This window comes from Nocardia sp. NPDC088792, assembly GCF_044750615.1.
Taxonomy (GTDB): domain Bacteria; phylum Actinomycetota; class Actinomycetes; order Mycobacteriales; family Mycobacteriaceae; genus Nocardia.
This window is the reverse complement of the sequence record NZ_JBIVKC010000009.1, coordinates 236,980-254,953: the sequence shown is the minus strand read 5'-3', so window position 1 is coordinate 254,953 and position 17,974 is coordinate 236,980. Positions and strand designations below refer to the sequence as shown.

Here is a 17,974-nt window from a genome sequence, read left to right as displayed (position 1 = left end):
CCTGCTGCGGGAGCCGTGCAGTACGGCGGAGGAGCGGCGCAGTCCGCTGCGGGCATGCAGCCGCCGGTGCCGGGAATGCCTGCGGCGGAGGTGAAGCCGGCTCCGCTCGGAGGGGAAGCGGAGGCTGCTGTTGGTGCGGGTGTTGTCCCGCCGCCTGCGGGTGCAGTGCTGTCCGGCGCCGGGGTTCAAGGGCGGTTCGGGCCGACTCAGGGTGTGGGGTATGGGGTTCTGGGGGTCGGTGATGTGCGGTCGGGGTGGATGGCTGGAGGTCCGGGGTATGCGAGCATGCCGGCTTTGCCGGTGCAGCGGCGGGGGCCGCGGGTGCCGTGGTGGCAGCGGGAAGGGGTGATCAGCCGGGTGCTGGCGGTGGCCGGGGTGGGGGTGACGCTCATCGGGGTGGTGATGTTGCTGGTGCTGGCGGCGCAGGCGGGGTTGTTCGGGGCGGTGCCGAGAGTTGTTGCGGGGGCCGTGTTCTCGGCTGGGCTGGTGGGTGCCGGTGCACGGGTGCACGGGCGGGTCGGAGGACGGGTGGGGGCCATCGCGCTGGCGGCTACGGGTATCGCTGGGGGATATCTGGATGTCGTTGCGGTGACCACTGTGTACGGGTGGCTGCCGCCGGTGGTGGGGTACGGGGTGGCGTTGGGGATCGCGGCGGGCGGGGTGGCGCTGGCGTTGCGGTGGCGGTCGCAGGCACTGGCGGTGCTCGTGCTGCTGGGGGCGGCATTGCTCGCGCCGGTGGTGACTGTCGATGTGGTGTTGCTCGGGTTCCTGATCGTGTTGCAGATCGCGGCTCTGCCTGTGCAATTGGGGCGGGACTGGCCGTATCTGCATGTGGTGCGGACGGTTCCGGCGGTGCTGGCGACCTTGGCCGCGGTGGCGGGGACCGCGCTGGCGGCGTCGGACGGGCATAGGTATCAGGTACTGGCCGCGGCGATCGTCGTTGCGGTGGTTGGGCTCTCGGGTGCGGTGCTGGTGGTGCGGCAGCGGGCGGGGGATGTGGTCGCGAGCGTGGTCTGCGGTGCGGCCACCGTCCCGCTGCTCGCCGCACCGGTCATGTTCGGGCGGGGTCCGGCGGTGTTCATCAATGCCGTGTTCGCGGCGGTGCTGCTGGGGGTCGCGGTCGTGCCGTGGTTGCCGAAACTCGGTGCGCGGGCGCGTATTCCCGCGCATCTCGCGGTGGTGACCGCCGTCGCCGGAGCGTGCGCGCTCTTGGAGGCGTGCGTCGCCGCCACGCGGGTGCAGACGCTGCCGATCGCGTTGTTCCTGGTGGCGCTGGGATTCCTGGCGGTCGGCGGGCAGCAGCGGTCGCGGATGGCGGCGGGTATCGGCGGGGTGTTCGCGGCGATCGGTGCGCTGGCCTTCGCCGTGAATGCGGCGCCGGCGACTCTCGCCGACGAAGGGGCTGCCGCTGCGCACCTGGGTATTTCGACGGCCCTCGCCGCGGTCGCCGGGCTGGCCGTGGTCGCCGTGGCGGTGTGGGATGCGCGCCGGCTCGGGTTCATGGAGAAAGAAGGCGAGGCCACGGCTGTCGTGGTGATCGCCGGATTCTTCGGGCTGTACGCGGTGACGGCGTTGACCGTATCGCTCGGTGTCGCGGCCGGTGGGCGGGACGGGTTCCTCGCCGGGCACGGCATTGCCACCATGGTGTGGATGGCGGCCGCCACCGCGGCGCTGCTCTTCGGTCTCCGGCGGCTCACTCGCACACCGCAATCGGCGAAGGTGGCGCTCGCCGCCGGGCTGCTGCTGACGGCCGCGGCGCTGGCGAAGCTGTTCCTCTTCGACCTCGCCACCCTCGACGGGTTGGTGCGGGCGGCGGCGTTCCTGGTGGTGGGTGTCCTGCTATTGGTGGTCGGCACCCGCTACGCCCGAGTCTTCGCCGAGACGGCCGAGCGGGGCGCTCCCACCCACTGAGCCTGTACGGGCCGAGCAGGCCGGACGAGTGCACGGGATCACTGCCCGGCCGGATGCACGGAAAGCCCTACCGCTGAGGGAAAGTCGCCGAGAAACGGGAACGCCCGGCCGGAAGTCCGGCCGGGCGTCCCCGTTTCACTGATCAGTCGCGTTTCTGGCGGCGGAGGAGTTCGTTCACGCTCACCTGGCGGCCTTCGCCGCCACGGTGCTTGCCCTCATCGTCGTCCTTGACCGGTGGGCGGCGGCGGGAGGAACGCAGATCCGACATCCACTGTTCGATATTGCTGCGGCCGCCCTTCGAATCCTGCTCGCCCTCAGCCTGAGCGGGCTGCTCGACCGTGGCGGCCGAATCCGGCGACGGCTGCGTTGCGGCCTGCTGCTGCGATTCGATCGGTCGCGGCGGCTCCGGCGGTCGTTGCCGTTCCGGCTGTCGCGGCTCGGCTGGTCGCGCCGCTTCGGGCTGCCGTGCTTCGGGCTGCCGCGGTTCGGGCGGATGCGGCTGGTAGAGCTGCGCGCGAGTCGCGGGGTGCGGTGGCAACTTCATCGACGGCGGCGGCAGCACCCGATCCGAGCCCGCGGGCGCCGACTGCGAATCCGCTTGCGCCACACCGGGCTGCGAGACAGACGGGATGCCGCTCGGCGCAATCGAGTCGCCCCGTTGCGCGAACGAACCGTCGCGCCCACGCACAGCGTCCTCGTCCGAGCCCGGACGATCGGAACCGTCCTGCGCCCCACCGAACTTCACGGCCGGCTCACCCGCAGGTGGCATAGCTCCACTGACCGAGGGCTTGATCCCGCCCGCGGCGGGTTTGCCGACCCCGCCTGCGGCCGATGTATCGATCCCACTCACGGCGGGCGTGGCAGCCCCGGCCTCGGTACCCGCGCTGCCCGTAGCCGAACCGCGCGAAAGCGGCGGCTTCAGACCGAACACGCCGGATGTGGCTGCGGGCGAACCGAAGTCACCGATCGGACGATGCGCCGACCCGATCCCACCTGCCGCGCCACCCGAAACGGGCGGGTTCGGCCGGAAGGCGATATCCGGAGCCGAGCCAGGGCCACCGCCGCTCGTGCCCGGCTGCCCGGTGGCCGAGCCGGGAGCGGCGTCGGACGGTGGGTTGCCGCCGTCGGCGGGGTCCGCGCTGGGCGCGGGCTTGCCGAAGGTGGGGCCGGTCGAGGTGGAGGGGGTGATGCCGTGGCCGGGCCGCGGCGGGAGGGAGACCAGCCCGGCGAGCGGATTGGGCTCGGGGGCAGGCGGGTTGGGCGCCGGAGTCGCCGGAGCTTCGGGGGTCGCCGGGGCCGCGTCGACTATGCGCTCGGTGGGGGCCTCCATCGGCGACTCGACCATGCGGGCGGGGCGCGGCTTACGGGCGGGCTTGGCGGTTCCGTCCGGGAGGGCGGGGATCTGCATGGTGACCGGATCGGTGATGGGGGTGGTCTTGACCAGGTCGACCACTTCACCGCCGCCGGGGCGCTCGTCATCCAGGATGGGTTCGCCCAGGCCGATCTTCTGCTGAATCCGCTTCATCCACTTGGGCGCCCACCAGCAGTCGTCGCCGAGCAGCTTCATGATGGCCGGCACCAGCAGCATGCGCAGCACGGTGGCGTCGATGAACAGCGCCGACACCATGCCGTAGGCGATGTACTTCATCATCACCATGTCGGAGAACGCGAACGCGCCCGTCACGACCAGCAGGATCAATGCGGCCGCGGTGATGATGCGGCCCGTCTGCGCGGTGCCCGCGCGCACCGCCTCGGTGGTGCTCGCGCCCTGGGCGCGCGCCTCCACCATGCGGGATAGCAGGAACACCTCGTAGTCGATGGACAAGCCGTAGACCACCGAGATGATCAGCACCAGCACCGGCGACATGATCGGCTGTGGCGTGAAATTCAGCAGTCCGGACCCGTGACCGTCGACGAAGATCCAGGTCAGGATGCCGAGTGTGGACCCCAATCCCAGCGCGCTCATCAAGGCCGCCTTGATCGGCAGCACCAGTGATCCGAAGGTGAGGAACATCAGGATGGTGGTCACCAGCACCACGAGCCCGATCATCAGCGGCATCTTGTCGATGAGCGCGTCGATCGAATCCTTCTGCAGCGCACCCTGACCGGTTACCATGACCTGGGCGTCCGAGGGCACCTTCATCTCACGCAGGAGCGTGACCGCCTCGTCCGCGGCCGAGTCGCTGACCGGAGTCGCCTCCGATTTCCACACGTTGGAGTTGTTCGGCGGCTTGGACGGAATTCCGAACTGTCCGCCCTTGGCGAGCAGCGGCGCGATCTTCGGATCGGTATTGGCCTGATTCAGGATCGGCCCGATTTCCTTGGTGTTGTCGGTGATGATCACCAACTGCACCGGATTCGTCTTGCGCAGCGGGAAGGTCTCGTCGAAGTGCTGCTGCGCCAGGCGAGTCGGATTGTCGGGCGGCAGATAGGTCTCGCTGATGCCGCCGAATTCCAGGTTCTTGACCGGGATGATGAGCAGCAGCAGGCCGATGGTGAGCGGGATCGCCACCTTCAGCGGGTGCTTCATCACCCATGCGGTGGTGCGTCCCCAGAGGCCGTGCTCGACTTCCTCGGCGGTCTTGGTCTTGCGGAACCACTTGAGCCCCAGCGCGTCCACGCGCCGGCCCAGGATGGCGAGCATGGCGGGCAGGATGGTGAGCGCCGACAATGCGGCGAGCAGCACCGTCGCCATGGTGCCGTAGGCGACCGATTTGAGGAAGCCCTGCGGGAACAGCAGCATGCCGGCGCTGGCCGCGATGATCATGGTCGCCGAGAACACCACGGTGCGTCCCGCGGTCATCACCGAGCGCCGGACCGCCGCGCGCGTGTCGTAGCCTTCCGCGATCTCTTCACGGAACCGGCTGACTATGAAAAGGCCGTAGTCGATGGCCAACCCGAGGCCGATCATCGAAACCACCGGGCCGACGAACGAATTCACCTCGGTGAACTTGGTGATCCCCATGACGATGCCGTTGGCGCCGATAACGGTGAGTCCACCGATGATCAGCGGCAGCGCCGCCGCGACGATGCCGCCGAAGATGAAGAACAGCAGGACCGCGACCACCGGAATGGCGATGATCTCCATCCGCTTCTGGTCGTCGGTCATGGTGTCGTTCAGCGCGCCGGCCACCGGCTGCAGACCGGCGACCTCGACCTTGATGCCGGTGCCGGGCAGCCCGAAGACGTTCTTGACCGCGCGGAAGTTCCGCGCCTGATCGGTGTCGTTGTCGCCCTTGATGGCGAGTGCCGCGAACGCGTGCTTCTTGTCCGCGCTGCCCGCGACGCTCGGAATGTACTGTCCGGTATCGGTTTTCCAGTAGGCGCCGTTGATCTTGGTGATCTCCGGGTACTGCTTGGGCAGGTTGTTCAGCTGATTCGTGACCGCCTGCGCCACATCCGGGCTGTCGATGGTCTCGCCATCGGGTGCGGTGTAGTACAGCAGCACGTCACTGTTGTGGTCGCGCCCGTAGACGTTGTCCAGGATCACCGAAGCCTGGGACGACTGCGAGTTCGGCGCGAACCATCCGCTGGAGCTGAGATGGTCGTTCAGCCCGAGCCCGAATGCGCCGAGCGAGAGCAGTGCAGCCACCACTATTCCGAGTACGGCATAGCGGAGCTTGAAGACCAGGTCGCCCCAGCGGGTGAACACTAAGCGACTCCTTGAGCGGGGCGGGAGGTGAGCAGTGCGGACAGCGGCCGGAAGGGCTGCAGCCATGCTCCCTCGTCGGGCAGCGAGTCGAGGCTGACCCGGGGCAGCGGTTCACGGAACACGCCCGGGATGTCCTCGAGGTCGATGAACTCGAGAATATCCGACGTGACGGCCCAACTCGCGTGCTCGCGAAAACCGAGCACCTGAACGGGGACACCGGTGGCAGCGATCTCCTCGAGGGGCGCGCGGAATGCCTGCCCATCGGCGGAGGCGACCATGATGCCGGCCAGCCCCGCGCCGCGTCGGCGTAGCTCGATGTGCCCGAGCATGTCGCTGTCGACGTCCGAGTCCTCGTCGATCTTGGGTTTGGCGAAGACCGCGTAGCCGACATTGCGCAGCGCTTCGACCCAGGGTCGCACGACATCCGCGGTGCCGGGGGCGATATTGGTGAAGACGGTCGCCTCGGGTTCCACCCGGGTGCGGCTGCCCACGGACAGTTCCGCGGTGCGGGCCAGCAGCCAGCGGCCGAGGGCATCGAAGCGGGGGCGGTAGGCCGCGGTGGGCCGGCCGCCGAGGATGGCGCCGAGCCCCATATCGAGGTTCGGTGCGTCCCAGACCAAGAGGACGCGGCGCACATCGGAGTTGACGCCGCCTGCGCCAGGCGTGCTGGTTAGCTCTGCCGAGGGAGTGCCGTGCATTATGTCGGCAACTTCCGAGACCTCGGGGGCCATCTCACTGACGCTCATGATTCGATCTTCCCCCAGATGAACTCGGTGATGGCGCTACCCGCGCGGAGTCCTTTGCTTTCGAACTTGGTAATCGGACGTTCGAAACCGATCGGTGCCTTGGTCCGGTAGTCATCCGGATTGCCGCCCGTCGCTTCGTTCATGCCGATGAGCTGCGGTTCTCCCGCACCGACCGCCGCGATCCACTCCGCGTAGTCTGCATGATCCGTGGCGACATGCAAGACGCCGCCGGGAATCAGGCGATTCGCGATAAGGGTGAGCGTGGCCGGCTGCAGGAGCCGCCGCTTGTGATGCCGCGCCTTCGGCCACGGATCCGGAAAGAACACGCGAACCCCCGTCAGCGACTCGGGAGCAATCATGTGCTCGAGCACATCCACGGCATCGCCGCGCAGCACTCGGATGTTGTCGATCTGCTCGCGCTCCACGCGCTGCACCAGCTGCGCCAGACCCGGCTTGTAGACCTCGATGCCGATCAGATTGAACTGCGGCTCGAGCTGCGCCATGGCGGCCGTGGCCGTGCCGGTGCCGCAGCCGATCTCGATGATCAGCGGCGCCGACCGCCCGAACCAGGCGTCGGCGTCCAGCTTTTCGTCGGAGACGTCCCGGCCGATATGCGGCCACATCCGATCCCAGGACTCCTGCCGGGCCGGCGGCACCGCGCCGCGGCGCGCGCGGAAGCTGGTGACCCGGGGGTAGAGACGGTGCCCGCCGAAGCGGCCCGGCTGACCGATGGGGTTGTCCGGGTGATCGGCGTCACCGGCGTAGTCGTCGGACCGCGGCCCGGGACCTGGCTCGGCAGTATGGTTCGCGGCGTCGTTCACGGCGTCCATTGTCCAGTATTGGATGATTAGCGCAGCAATCGACCAGGGGATGAGGCGGCTGCCCGCAATCAGGCTGCCAGGCCCGACACCTCCGCCGCGGCCTGCTCCGGCTCCGGTCCGAGGGGCCGGCCCAGCGCGACTCGCATTGCGGTAGTTGCCATTTCCACCATGCTCCGCCAGTGCGCCGGCGACAGCGCGACCGACCAGACGGTCTTGGTTGTGGGTTCTGTGAGACTTCTGCCGGCGAGGCGATCGGCCAGCCAATCCAGGCTCAGCGGAGTCGCCAGCGGCAGCAGCGAGAAATGCTCACTCAAACGATCGCGCACGTACCAGACCGACGCCCCGCGCTCCCGATACCGGGCCACCTGACCGTCGATGCCCGACGCACCGATGACCTGATCGTGCACCGGCTGCACCACCAGCACCGGACAGGCCGGCGCCGAATTGCCCAGGCGCAGGTCGTCGAACATGTCCTCCAGCTCCGGCAGGATCTCCACCAGCGGGCGATGCAGATAGTCGTCCATGCGGCGGCCCACCAGCAGCGGCAGCACCGCGATCGGGCCCAGTCCCTCGGCCCGCTCCAGCACCTTGCGGCCCTCCGGCGTGAAATCCTTGCGCACCACCTCGGCCAGCGCCGGATACACCCGCTGCAGTGCCGCGATGACGATCGCCGGGAAACCGGCGAACAGGCCGCCGTTCAAACTCAGGAACACCTGCCGCGGATCACCCACCGGCGCACCCAGTACCGCGCCGACGATATTCAGCTCCGGCGCGTACCGCGGCGCCATCTCCACCGCCCACGAACTGGCCATGCCGCCACCGGAATAGCCCCACACCGCGACCTTGGTGTCCGGGCGCAGGCCCAGCGGCGCGAAACGCTGTGCGGCACGGACACCGTCGAGCGTGCGATAACCAGGCTCCCGGGCCGCCCCGAAATTGCCGTGCGGGCCTTCGTGATCCGCGATGGTCACCGCCCAGCCGCGGCGCAGCGCGTTCGCGACCAGCATCCACTCCAGTTGCGTGATCGAACCGGGCGAGAGCGCGCCCAGCCGCAAGGCGTACGAGGGCGCGCAGCGATCGGTGACCGCGTCCATGGCCGTCTGGAAGGCCAGCAGCGGGCGCTGTGGATCGGGGCGGGCGCCGCTCGGCAGCAGGACGGTGGTGACCGCGACCTCGGGGCTGCCGTGCAGATCGGTGCTGCGATACAGCAACTGCCAGGCCGTGACCTGCTGCGGGACGATGCCGAGCAGTGCGATCTCGACCGGGCGGCTGCGCAGTACGGTGCCCGGCGCGTGCCGGGCGAAACCGGCGGGCGCCCGGTAGAACGGATCCCGGCTGGGCGGAACCGGCCGGCCCGGCGGGGCGGGCGTATCGGATACACCGATGACGTCGGCGGTGACGGTCATCGCAACCTCCTCGTTCGATCCCGGCGAGCGGGACCTGGAGGGTCCGTCGACGGCGCGCATCGGCTGATACGCCGACCGAATGAAAACCGTAAAGGACCCGCAAGGTATCTGTGAAGAGGCGTCGCACCGGATTGTGCTGTCGCACAGATATACCCGTGACCTGCACCACTCGCATCAGTAGATCTCCCTATGTGAGAGACGCTTTCGCGGATTCCTCCGCATAGCCCGTGGAGGTTGGCTACGCTGCCTGCGTGCCGGCCGGTCCCGCTCCGCGCATCCAGGTCACCGGCCGCGCCCGTGCCGGCAAAACCACCGTCCGACATGCGCTGTCACTGATTTCGGCGGAGGAGACCAGCGCCGTAGATGACCCCGGCCGACCCGATCCGGTACTCGACGCCGACCTCCTTATCTATGTCCTCCCCGGTGCGTCGAATGCCACGGACCGCCGCATCCTGGCGACCCTGCCGCCCGATCGCACCCTTGTCGTCCTCAACAAGGCCGATGCCATCGGCCTCCGCTGGGCCGACGCCGCCGCGGCCGCCGAAAATCACAGCGCCGCACTCCAACTCACCGTCCACCCGGTGATCGCCACCCTCGCCGCCCGCACCCGCTCCGGCACCGTCACCGACGCCGACCTGCGCACCCTGCACCGCCACCGCGACCACCCCGACCCGGCCTTCACCCTCGCCCCCGACCTCTTCACGGCCCCGGCCATCGCCACCGACACCGCCGACCGCCAACGCCTCCTCGCCCGCTGGCCCCTCTACGGAATCTCCTGTGCCCTCATCGCCCTCCGCCACGCCCCCACCCTCCCTGCCGTCACCCTCCTCCAAATCCTCCACTCCGCCAGCGGCATAGACCCCCTCCACACCGACCTCCACCACCGCTACGAACAAGCCGCCACCCGCCTCGGCACCTGACCGATTCGGAACCGGCCAAGCCGCACCCACCACCGGGAACGAATCAGCGGTGTTGATGCCCGAACCCCGCCCCGCCGATCCGCAGCCTCCGACCCGGCCCGCCTCGCCCGTGCCGGAGTCCCTCCACCTGCCCCCGCCCACCGGTCCGGCCTCCGATATCTCATCGCATTGCCCGGCAGCGCATCCCAGCCTCATACTGCCGCCGCCGAACAACATCACCGCGCCGGACCCCGTTCCGCCGCCTCGACCGACGCAGTCCGAGGTCGACGCGGGAATCACCGCACCCTGCGCCGGAGAAGCTGTTTCACCGCCGCCGCCAGCGTCGACATCCGCGCCGTCGGACGCCATATCCACGTCCGTGCCGCCGGACGCGATCATCACGTCCGCGCCGGAGACAGCGATGACAACGCAGCGTTCCGACCGCTTTGACGCCGGTCCTGCTGCAGCCGTGGTCCCTTCAGTGCCCGGTGCGGATTGCACGCTCCATCGCTCGGAGCCGGCACTAGGCGAGGCGGCGCCGGATGACGTGCGCCGCGGATGGATCGCCGCCGGCCCCGCCAGGTCCGGCGGCGAGCCCGGTGTGGCCGCAGCTCATGCGGCGTCCGGTGCGGATTGCGCGGTCGATCGCTCGGATCCGGTATCGGGGGTAGCTATGCGGGATGTGGTGAGCCGCGAATCGGCTGTTGCCGGGATTTCTGGGGTGGCGGAACGGGTTGTGGCGCGGTGGAATCCGCATGGGCTGGCGCTGTGGCGGACCATGCGGGGGCTGGGTGGGCGTGAATCTGCGGCGGTGACTTTGGTCGGTGGGGGTGAGATGTGGGCGGCGGCGTTGCGGGCCGAGTTGGCTCGCCTTCGGCCTCGGGTCGAGTTGTGTACTGCCGGCGAGGAGGTTTTCGCGGGTGGGGTGTCCGGCGGTGGGGTGGGGCCGGTGCCGGTGGCTTTGGTGGTGCTGGATGCGGGGGCGCTGATCGGGGGTGAGTTGGTGCGGGTGGTGCGGGGGTTGCGGGCGGATGGGACGCGGATCGTGTTCGCGTTGGAGGGGATTCATGTGCATGAGGAATGGCGGGTGGTGCGGCAGCGGGATTCGGAGCTGCTGGCGGGGGAGTCGGGTGGCGAGGTGGAGATCGTGCCGGTGTCGGCGCGGATGGCGGCGGTGGCGCGGGTGAACGGTGATGCGGCGCTGCTGGATCGGTCCGGGCTGGCCCTGTTGCATGCGCGGTTGGTGGCGGCGGCCGGTGCGGGGGCGGTGGCCGATCAGGAGGTGATCGTGCGGGAGCGGATGCTGGCCGAGACCCGGCGGCGGATCGAGCAGCAGATCGCGTCGCTGCGTAATGGCGGGGATGTGGCCGCGCTGCGGGAGGAACGGGCCGCGCTGCTGGCGGTGAACGATGGTGGCCGGGGGCCGGCCATGGCGATGTTGCGGAATCGCCTGCATCTGGCGCGGCTGGATCTGCTGCATGAAGTGGGGGTGCGGATGCGCGCACTGAATTCCGGGATGCGCGCCGATATCGAGCGGGTGTCCAAGGCCGAGTACGCGGATTTTCCGGGCCGTCTGCAGCACGGTGTGGACAAAGTCACATATGAGATGGATCGCGTGATGCGGGCACGGCTGGTGGACGTCGCCGGCCAGCTCGGGGAAGTGATCGGCCGGGTGGAGATCGATACGGAGAATCGGGCGAAATGTGTTGTTCCGGAACGTGATTCACGCATCGTTGGTCGGTTGCCGGCCTGGCCGCGGGTCGGTCCGGGGCCCGAACCGCGTTGTGGCGGTGTGGAAGACCATTTGATGCTGGCTTTCGGGGCGTCGGCGGGGTTCGGCTTGGGCCGGTTGGTGGTGGCGCCGTTGGCGCTGGTCCAGGCGGTGGATTATGCCGTGGTGCCGGTCAGTCTTCTTCTCGGTGCCGCGGCGGCGGGGTGGGTGGTGCGGGCGCGCGGGCAGCTCGCTGAGCGTGCTCATTTACAACAGTGGGTGGCAGATGCCCTGGTCAACGTGAAGGCGCAAGTGGAGCAACGGGTTGCGACGGCCTTGATCGAGGCGGAGGAGCGGCTCACCGATGCGGTGCTCGCCACGACCACCGCGCACCGCATCGAAACAGACCGTCGGGTAGGGGAATTGGAGGCGCAACTGCGGCAGGCCGCCCAGCTCCGGCCCGCTCTCCGCACTGCATGCGAACGTGACCTCGCCGCACTCGAATTCGTATAGCCGCTGGTCCGAGGTTTCGACCCGGTACCGAGTGGACAACCCGATTCCATACGCCGGGATATCTGGCGTTAACCTCTATGGCAGGAACCTGGGCGTCCGCTTCGTCCTTGTACGCGCGTCCAGCCGGGACGGGCTACCGGCAAAGACGGACGGGGGCCCTGCCACACAATGGTGGCACTCGGTGTCGCGGAGCCTCTGCCGGGCTCGGCAGGCATGGAGTCCGCCCATCTCAGGAGAGTTTTCATGACCTCAGCGACCATTCCTGGTCTTCACGATGGCACCGCGCCCACCGAGCACAAGGAACTGCTTGCCTGGGTGCAGGAGGTCGCAGAACTCACCCAGCCCGACCGTGTGGTCTGGGCGGATGGTTCCGACGAGGAATGGGACCGCGTCACCACCCAACTGGTCGCTGCCGGCACCTTCAAGAAGCTCAACGAGCAGAAGAAGCCGAACTCGTTCCTCGCACTCTCCGACCCCTCCGACGTCGCCCGCGTCGAATCGCGCACCTACATCTGCTCGCGCACCAAGGAAGACGCCGGGCCGACCAACAACTGGGTCGACCCCGCCGAGATGCGCGCCACCATGACCGAGCTGTACCGCGGCTCGATGAAGGGCCGCACCCTGTACGTGGTGCCCTTCTGCATGGGCCCGCTCGGCGCCGCCGACCCCAAGCTGGGCGTCGAGCTCACCGACTCCGAGTACGTGGTCGCCTCGATGCGCGTCATGACCCGCATGGGCACCGCCGTCTACGAGAAGCTCGGCACCGACAAGCCGTTCGTGAAGGCGCTGCACTCGCTGGGCGCGCCGCTGGCCGAGGGCCAGGCCGACGTGCCGTGGCCGTGCAACGACACCAAGTACATCACCCACTTCCCCGAGGACCGCGAAATCTGGTCCTACGGTTCGGGTTACGGCGGCAACGCGCTGCTGGGCAAGAAGTGCTACTCGCTGCGTATCGCCTCCGCCATGGCGCACGACGAGGGCTGGCTGGCCGAGCACATGCTCATCCTCAAGCTGATCTCGCCGGAGAACAAGGCCTACTACATCGCGGCCGCGTTCCCGTCCGCCTGTGGCAAGACCAACCTCGCCATGCTGCAGCCGACCATCCCGGGCTGGCGCGCCGAAACCCTCGGTGACGACATCGCGTGGATGCGTTTCGGCGAGGACGGCCGCCTGTACGCGGTCAACCCGGAGTTCGGCTTCTTCGGTGTCGCGCCCGGCACCAACCACAGCTCGAACCCGAACGCCATGGCCACCATGGAGGGCGGCAACACCGTCTACACCAATGTCGCGCTCACCGACGACAACGATGTGTGGTGGGAGGGCCTGGAAGGCACCCCCGACCACCTCATCGACTGGAAGGGCAACGACTGGTACGAGAGGGAGTCGGAAACGCTTGCCGCGCACCCGAACTCGCGCTACTGCACGCCGATGTCGCAGTGCCCGATCCTGGCCCCCGAATGGGACGACCCGCAGGGCGTGCCGATCTCGGCCATCCTGTTCGGCGGTCGCCGCAAGACCACCGTTCCGCTGGTGACCGAGTCCTTCGACTGGCAGCACGGCGTGTTCATGGGCGCCACCCTGTCGTCGGAGCAGACCGCCGCCGCCGAGGGCAAGGTCGGCACCGTGCGCCGCGACCCGATGGCCATGATCCCGTTCATCGGCTACCACGTCGGCGACTACCTGGGCCACTGGATCAATGTCGGCAAGAACGCCGACGCCCAGAAGCTGCCGAAGATCTTCTACGTCAACTGGTTCCGCCGCGGCGACGACGGCCGCTTCCTGTGGCCCGGATTCGGTGAGAACTCCCGCGTGCTGGAGTGGATCGTCAACCGCATCGAGGGTCGCGCCGAGGCCGAGGCCACCCCGATCGGCAATGTCCCCACCGCCGCCAACCTCGACCTCGAGGGTCTGGACGTCCGCCTCACCGACGTCGACGAGGCCCTCGCGGTCAACCTCGACGAGTGGAAGCGCGAAATCCCGCTCATCGAAGAGTGGTTCGAGTTCATCGGCGACAAGCTCCCCTCGGGCGTCCGCGACGAGTTCGAGGCCCTGAAGCAGCGCCTGGTGTGACAGCCGGTCGTGGGGGCTACGCCCCCACACCCGCGGTAAGGGGTTCGCGGGGGTAAACCCCCGCACCCCGAAAAGCCAACGGCCCGCCCGCACCTGAACGGTGCGGGCGGGCCGTTCTGCGTGTTCATGGAACTCCACCCAGGGGTGGAGCGGGTGTGGTCCGGGGGTGGTGGTCGGCGGGTGGGGTTCGGGGGAGGCTCTAGGTATGAACGCTGTCGATCTCTTGGTGCGGCTGGCCGCGTGGAGTACGGAGCTGGTCGGGATTGTGTGGCTGGTGACCGCGGCGTGGTTTGCCGCGGTCAGGCGGGACAGTGCCGGGGGGAAGATTCGGCATTTCTTCGGGACGCTGTTGCCGGAGCCGTGGATGATCGTCGGGATCGTGGTGATCATCGTGGCGCTGCATCTGCTGCCGCACGGGATGTGGGATCCGATCACCTGGCAGGTGCGGGTGCTGGTGGCGGTCGGCTCGGTGCTGGTGATCGCGGGGTCGGCGCTGATGGTGTGGGCGCGGCTCGCGCTGGGCGCCATGTGGGCGGGGCGGCCGATGATCCAGCAGGAGCACGAATTACGGACGGGTGGGCCGTATCAGGTTGTGCGGCATCCCATTTACACGGGGATTCTGGCGATCGTGGGCGGCGCCGTGGTGATGGCCGGTGGGTCGTCGTTCGTGGTGTTCGCGTTCGTGCTCGGGTGGCTGTTGCGCCGGGTGCGGGTGGAGGACCGGATGCTGGTCGGCACCTTCGGGTCGAACTATGAGGATTACCGGCATCAGGTGCCCGCGTTGGTGCCCTTCGCGCCGCCGCGCGCACGCGAGCTGGTGTAGCTTCCCCGCCGCCGCGTGCCCGTGCGGGCCGGCCCTTCGCGCTGCCGCAGCCGCGTGAACGGTCCGGCTTCAGCTGCCGCGTAGCTCTACGGAGCTGCGCGGCAGCTGTTTTCGCGGGTCAGCTGCCCATGGGCATGAGGAGGGATTTCTGCTCGCAGTAGGCGTCCAGACCTTCGGGGCCGTTCTCGCGCCCGATGCCGGAGGTCTTGTAGCCGCCGAAGGGAGCGCAGGGGTCGAAGGCGTACCAGTTGATGGCGTAGGTGCCGGTGCGGACCTTGGCGGCGATGGCGGCGCCGTGTTCGATATCGGTGGTCCAGACGGAGCCGGCGAGGCCGTAGTCGCTGTCGTTGGCGATGCCGACGGCCTCGTCCTCGGTGTCGTAGGGGAGGACGGACAGGACGGGACCGAAGATCTCTTCGCGGGCGATGGTCATGGTGTTGGTGATGTCGGCGAAGACGGTGGGTTCGACGAACCAGCCGGGCAGGTCGCTCGGTCGCCCGCCGCCGGTGAGCAGGCGGCCCCCTTCGGCCTTGCCCTTGGCGATATAGCCTTCGACGCGTTCGCGCTGCTTCTCGGAGATGAGCGGCCCGAGTTGCGCGGCCGGGTCGCTGGGCAGGCCGAGGGGCATGGCGCGCACGGATTCGGTGAGGGCGTCGAGGATTTCGTCGTAGCGGTTGCGCGGGGCGAGGATGCGGGTTTGGGCCACGCAGGCCTGGCCGCTGTTCATGAGGCCGCTGAAGGCGAGTTTCGGGATGTCGGCGATATCCATGTCCGGCAACAGGATCGCCGCGGACTTCCCGCCGAGTTCGAGGGAGCAGCGTTTCAGCTGGCTGCCGGCGATGGCGGCGATCTTGCGGCCGACGGCGGTGCTGCCGGTGAAGGTGATCTTGTCGACGCCGGGGTGCGAGATGAGGTATTCGGAGGCTTCGGCGTCGGCGGGCAGTACCGAGAGCACGCCTTCGGGCAGACCGGCTTCGGCGAACAGGTCGGCGACGATATTGGCGGCCAATGGCGTCAATGGCGCGGGCTTCAGTACGACGGTGCAACCGGCCAGCAATGCGGGTGCGAGTTTGTTGATGGCAAGGAACAGCGGGACATTCCAGGCGATTACCGCGGCGACCACACCGACCGGTTCGCGGGAAACTCGCGAGGTGCCGAACATTCCGGTCCGAGTTTCGGTCCATGGGAAGGCTTTTCCGAGTCCGGCATAGAAGTCGAGTGTCGCCTTTGCCGGAAAGTAGTTGAGGGTGGTCGCGGTCCCGGCGGGCGCGCCCATTTCCGCGGACAGGGCGGCGCTGAGTTCGCCCGCCTTCTGGTCGAGCAGCTGGGAGGCGCGGGCGAGGAGTTCGGCGCGCTCCTCCGGCGGGGTGGCCGGCCAGGGGCCGTGGTCGAAGGCGCGCCGGGCCGCGGCGACCGCGGCATCCACGTCGGCATTGGTGACAACGGGCACGCTACCGACGGTTTCGAGGGTAGCGGGGGAGACGACGGGGAGGGTGTCGGTGCCGGCGGGGGCGGCCCAGCGGCCGCCGATGAACAGACTCGGGTACTCCATGAGAACACGTTACAGTTTTGCCCCTCCCGCTGTCCGGAGCATGCCGCACAGCCGTCTCGCTGAGCGGGACATATCCCTGAATTCGACTTCCCGGTTCGTAAATTTCGGATGAAACGCCCGCCGCGAATCGAGCGTCTGATTTCGGTTTGCCCGATGGTGGCTTATGCTCGGCGTAGCGCACCTTTCTCCACCGATCTGGTCGATTGCTATCAATTAGCTTCGAAAGGTAGATCTCGCGAATGACCAATGTGGACATCGACGATTTGCTTCTCCCGGAGTTGACCGAGCTGGACTCCGTGCCGATCAGTACGCCGATGCAGCGGGCTGCGAGTCAATTGGCGCGAGTGCTGCCGCCGGGCTGGAAGGTGGAGGTCGCCGAGGCCACCTATCCGACCGCCCGGAAGGGGCAGCCCGCCTTGCGTTTGGTCATGCCGGAGGACTGAACGCGCCGAATCCGCGGCGCCGCAAGCGGTTCCGCGATTCCCGGGCAAACACTGGGCACTCTGCCAAGCCGAATTCCGACCTGTCGGTTCGCTTTTCGCTGAACGCACTATTGCATTCGGCACCCGTAGCGAGCATGCTTTATAGCTACCGTGGATAGCTCGCTCGAAACATGAACCGTTACCGCACAGGGAGTCCGAGTCATGGCGGTGCAAGTGATCGGTCGGTCGTTGATGACCAGTGATCTGACCCCTCATCAGGCGAAGAGCGTCGGCATCGGGGGATGGGTGGTGTCCTTTCTACCCGGGCGCACGCTCACCACCGAACAGGCCGCCGCCGCATTACAGGCAGCGGAAGCGGTTGCTGCGGTGAATGCCCTCGCCGGACAGGTCGGACTGACAGCCATGGAGACCGTCGGGTTGGCTACCCAAGAGTCACCCTGGGGCGAATCAGACTGCTCGAGCGGGGTCCGCCGCTTCTGGCGGCGCGGCCGCCTGGAACGCTGACTTCGCTTCCTCCGCAGTCGTATTCGCGGCGGTAGCCGTGTCGTCCGCGGCCGCCCGTTCGGTGGCGACGATGACCAGGTTGCTGACCAGGAACTCGCGCAGCACCGGAACGTGCACCAGCCACCACGCCCAGCGCGGGTGGTAGCGGGGAAAGACCGCGAGCACTTCCACATTCGCCGGTCGCGTGCGCGCCCAGCGCATGCCGTCGGCGGCCGTCACCTCGAAAAGTGAACTGCCGAAACGGTTCTTCGGCTCGCGCCCGTGCTTGCGGCGGTAGCGCCGGGCCGCGTACTCGCCGCCGAGGTAATGCCACGGGCCGGTCTCGTGGCCGCCGAACGGGCCGTGCCAGACGGTGTACGAGAACACCATGAGCCCGCCCGGTTTCGTCACGCGCAGCATCTCGTCGGCCATCACCCACGGGTGCGGCACATGCTCGGCCACATTCGAGGAGATGCACACCTCGACCGCATTGTCCCGGAACGGCAGCGCCATCCCGGACCCGCGCACCGCGCCCGCCACCCGCAGGCCCGCGGCGTGCATCTCCGACGGATCCGGTTCGACCGGCAGATACCGCGTCCCGGACCGCCCGAACTCGTCGGCGAAGTAGCCGGGCCCGCCGCCCACATCCAGCACGATGGTCCCGCGTAGCGACCGCCCGGTCAGATCCCGGTAGAAGTCGCTCACCAGCGCGGCCGTATCCGCGGCCACCCCGCCGTAGAACAGGGCCGGATCCGTCTGCTCGAACCGGAAACTGCCGAGCAACCGTAACGACCGGCGCAGTGTCGCCCGGCGGGCGAAACGCGGGCGGCGTACCGCACGACGCAATCCCGTGTCCTCGGCTCGAAGCATGGCGGCCAGTCTGGCACAACAACCGCACCGCAATCTCGCCTCCCCGCCACCTCGCACCCCCGGACAAGGGTCCG

General features: G+C 68.5%; 13 protein-coding genes. 7 read left to right on the top strand and 6 right to left on the bottom strand.

Annotated features, from left to right (window positions below; translation table 11 throughout):
- Positions 1-285 precede the first annotated feature (285 nt).
- Positions 286-1,911, top strand: a complete 1,626-nt coding sequence (locus tag ACIP5Y_RS45960) for a DUF2339 domain-containing protein (protein ID WP_400360130.1) — start codon at positions 286-288, stop codon at positions 1,909-1,911.
- A 142-nt stretch (positions 1,912-2,053) separates the two neighbouring features.
- On the opposite strand, the gene ACIP5Y_RS45955 is transcribed toward ACIP5Y_RS45960, so the two are convergent.
- From ACIP5Y_RS45955 to ACIP5Y_RS45940, 4 genes are read right to left on the bottom strand one after another with little or no spacing between them, the layout of a single operon-like run.
- Complete coding sequence (locus ACIP5Y_RS45955) at positions 2,054-5,563, bottom strand: MMPL family transporter (RefSeq protein WP_400360129.1); 3,510 nt, start codon at positions 5,561-5,563, stop codon at positions 2,054-2,056.
- Complete coding sequence (locus tag ACIP5Y_RS45950) at positions 5,563-6,309, bottom strand: NYN domain-containing protein (RefSeq protein ID WP_400360128.1); 747 nt, start codon at positions 6,307-6,309, stop codon at positions 5,563-5,565. The genes ACIP5Y_RS45955 and ACIP5Y_RS45950 overlap by 1 nt, the downstream gene beginning before the upstream one ends.
- Positions 6,306-7,139: a tRNA (guanosine(46)-N7)-methyltransferase TrmB gene (gene trmB, locus ACIP5Y_RS45945; protein ID WP_400360127.1), complete on the bottom strand. Its 834-nt coding sequence runs from the start codon at positions 7,137-7,139 to the stop codon at positions 6,306-6,308. Before trmB ends, ACIP5Y_RS45950 begins: the two co-directional genes overlap by 4 nt.
- Before the next feature lie 59 nt (positions 7,140-7,198).
- Positions 7,199-8,536: a lipase family protein gene (locus ACIP5Y_RS45940; protein ID WP_400360126.1), complete on the bottom strand. Its 1,338-nt coding sequence runs from the start codon at positions 8,534-8,536 to the stop codon at positions 7,199-7,201.
- 251 nt (positions 8,537-8,787) lie between these two features.
- On the opposite strand from ACIP5Y_RS45940, the gene ACIP5Y_RS45935 reads away from it, so the two are divergent.
- The 4 genes from ACIP5Y_RS45935 to ACIP5Y_RS45920 all read left to right on the top strand — a co-directional run bounded on the left by ACIP5Y_RS45935 (position 8,788) and on the right by ACIP5Y_RS45920 (position 14,552).
- Positions 8,788-9,456 carry a hypothetical protein gene (locus ACIP5Y_RS45935; RefSeq protein WP_400360125.1) on the top strand — a complete coding sequence of 223 codons (669 nt, stop codon included), beginning with the start codon at positions 8,788-8,790 and terminating at the stop codon, positions 9,454-9,456.
- A gap of 700 nt (positions 9,457-10,156) precedes the next feature.
- Positions 10,157-11,659, top strand: a complete 1,503-nt coding sequence (locus tag ACIP5Y_RS45930; protein WP_400360124.1) for a hypothetical protein — start codon at positions 10,157-10,159, stop codon at positions 11,657-11,659.
- Between the two features lie 243 nt (positions 11,660-11,902).
- Positions 11,903-13,729: a phosphoenolpyruvate carboxykinase (GTP) gene (locus tag ACIP5Y_RS45925; RefSeq protein WP_400360123.1), complete on the top strand. Its 1,827-nt coding sequence runs from the start codon at positions 11,903-11,905 to the stop codon at positions 13,727-13,729.
- Positions 13,730-13,934: 205 nt separating this feature from the next.
- On the top strand, positions 13,935-14,552 hold the full coding sequence (locus ACIP5Y_RS45920; RefSeq protein WP_400360122.1) for a methyltransferase family protein: 618 nt from the start codon (positions 13,935-13,937) through the stop codon (positions 14,550-14,552).
- Positions 14,553-14,670: 118 nt separating this feature from the next.
- Here ACIP5Y_RS45920 and ACIP5Y_RS45915 read toward each other — a convergent pair whose 3' ends face one another.
- Positions 14,671-16,104 (bottom strand): aldehyde dehydrogenase, encoded by a 1,434-nt coding sequence (locus tag ACIP5Y_RS45915; RefSeq protein WP_400360121.1) that lies wholly within the window; start codon positions 16,102-16,104, stop codon positions 14,671-14,673.
- A gap of 239 nt (positions 16,105-16,343) precedes the next feature.
- Here ACIP5Y_RS45915 and ACIP5Y_RS45910 point away from each other — a divergent pair, with 239 nt between their 5' ends.
- Complete coding sequence (locus tag ACIP5Y_RS45910) at positions 16,344-16,547, top strand: hypothetical protein (RefSeq protein ID WP_400360120.1); 204 nt, start codon at positions 16,344-16,346, stop codon at positions 16,545-16,547.
- 201 nt (positions 16,548-16,748) lie between these two features.
- A complete protein-coding gene (locus tag ACIP5Y_RS45905) occupies positions 16,749-17,051 on the top strand; it encodes a hypothetical protein (protein ID WP_397007532.1) in 303 nt (100 codons plus the stop codon).
- Here the strand turns inward: ACIP5Y_RS45905 and ACIP5Y_RS45900 are convergent.
- Positions 16,995-17,900, bottom strand: coding sequence for a methyltransferase domain-containing protein (locus ACIP5Y_RS45900; protein ID WP_400360119.1), 906 nt, complete (start codon positions 17,898-17,900; stop codon positions 16,995-16,997). The two genes, ACIP5Y_RS45905 and ACIP5Y_RS45900, sit on opposite strands and share 57 nt — an antisense overlap.
- Between the last annotated feature and the right edge of the window lie 74 nt (positions 17,901-17,974).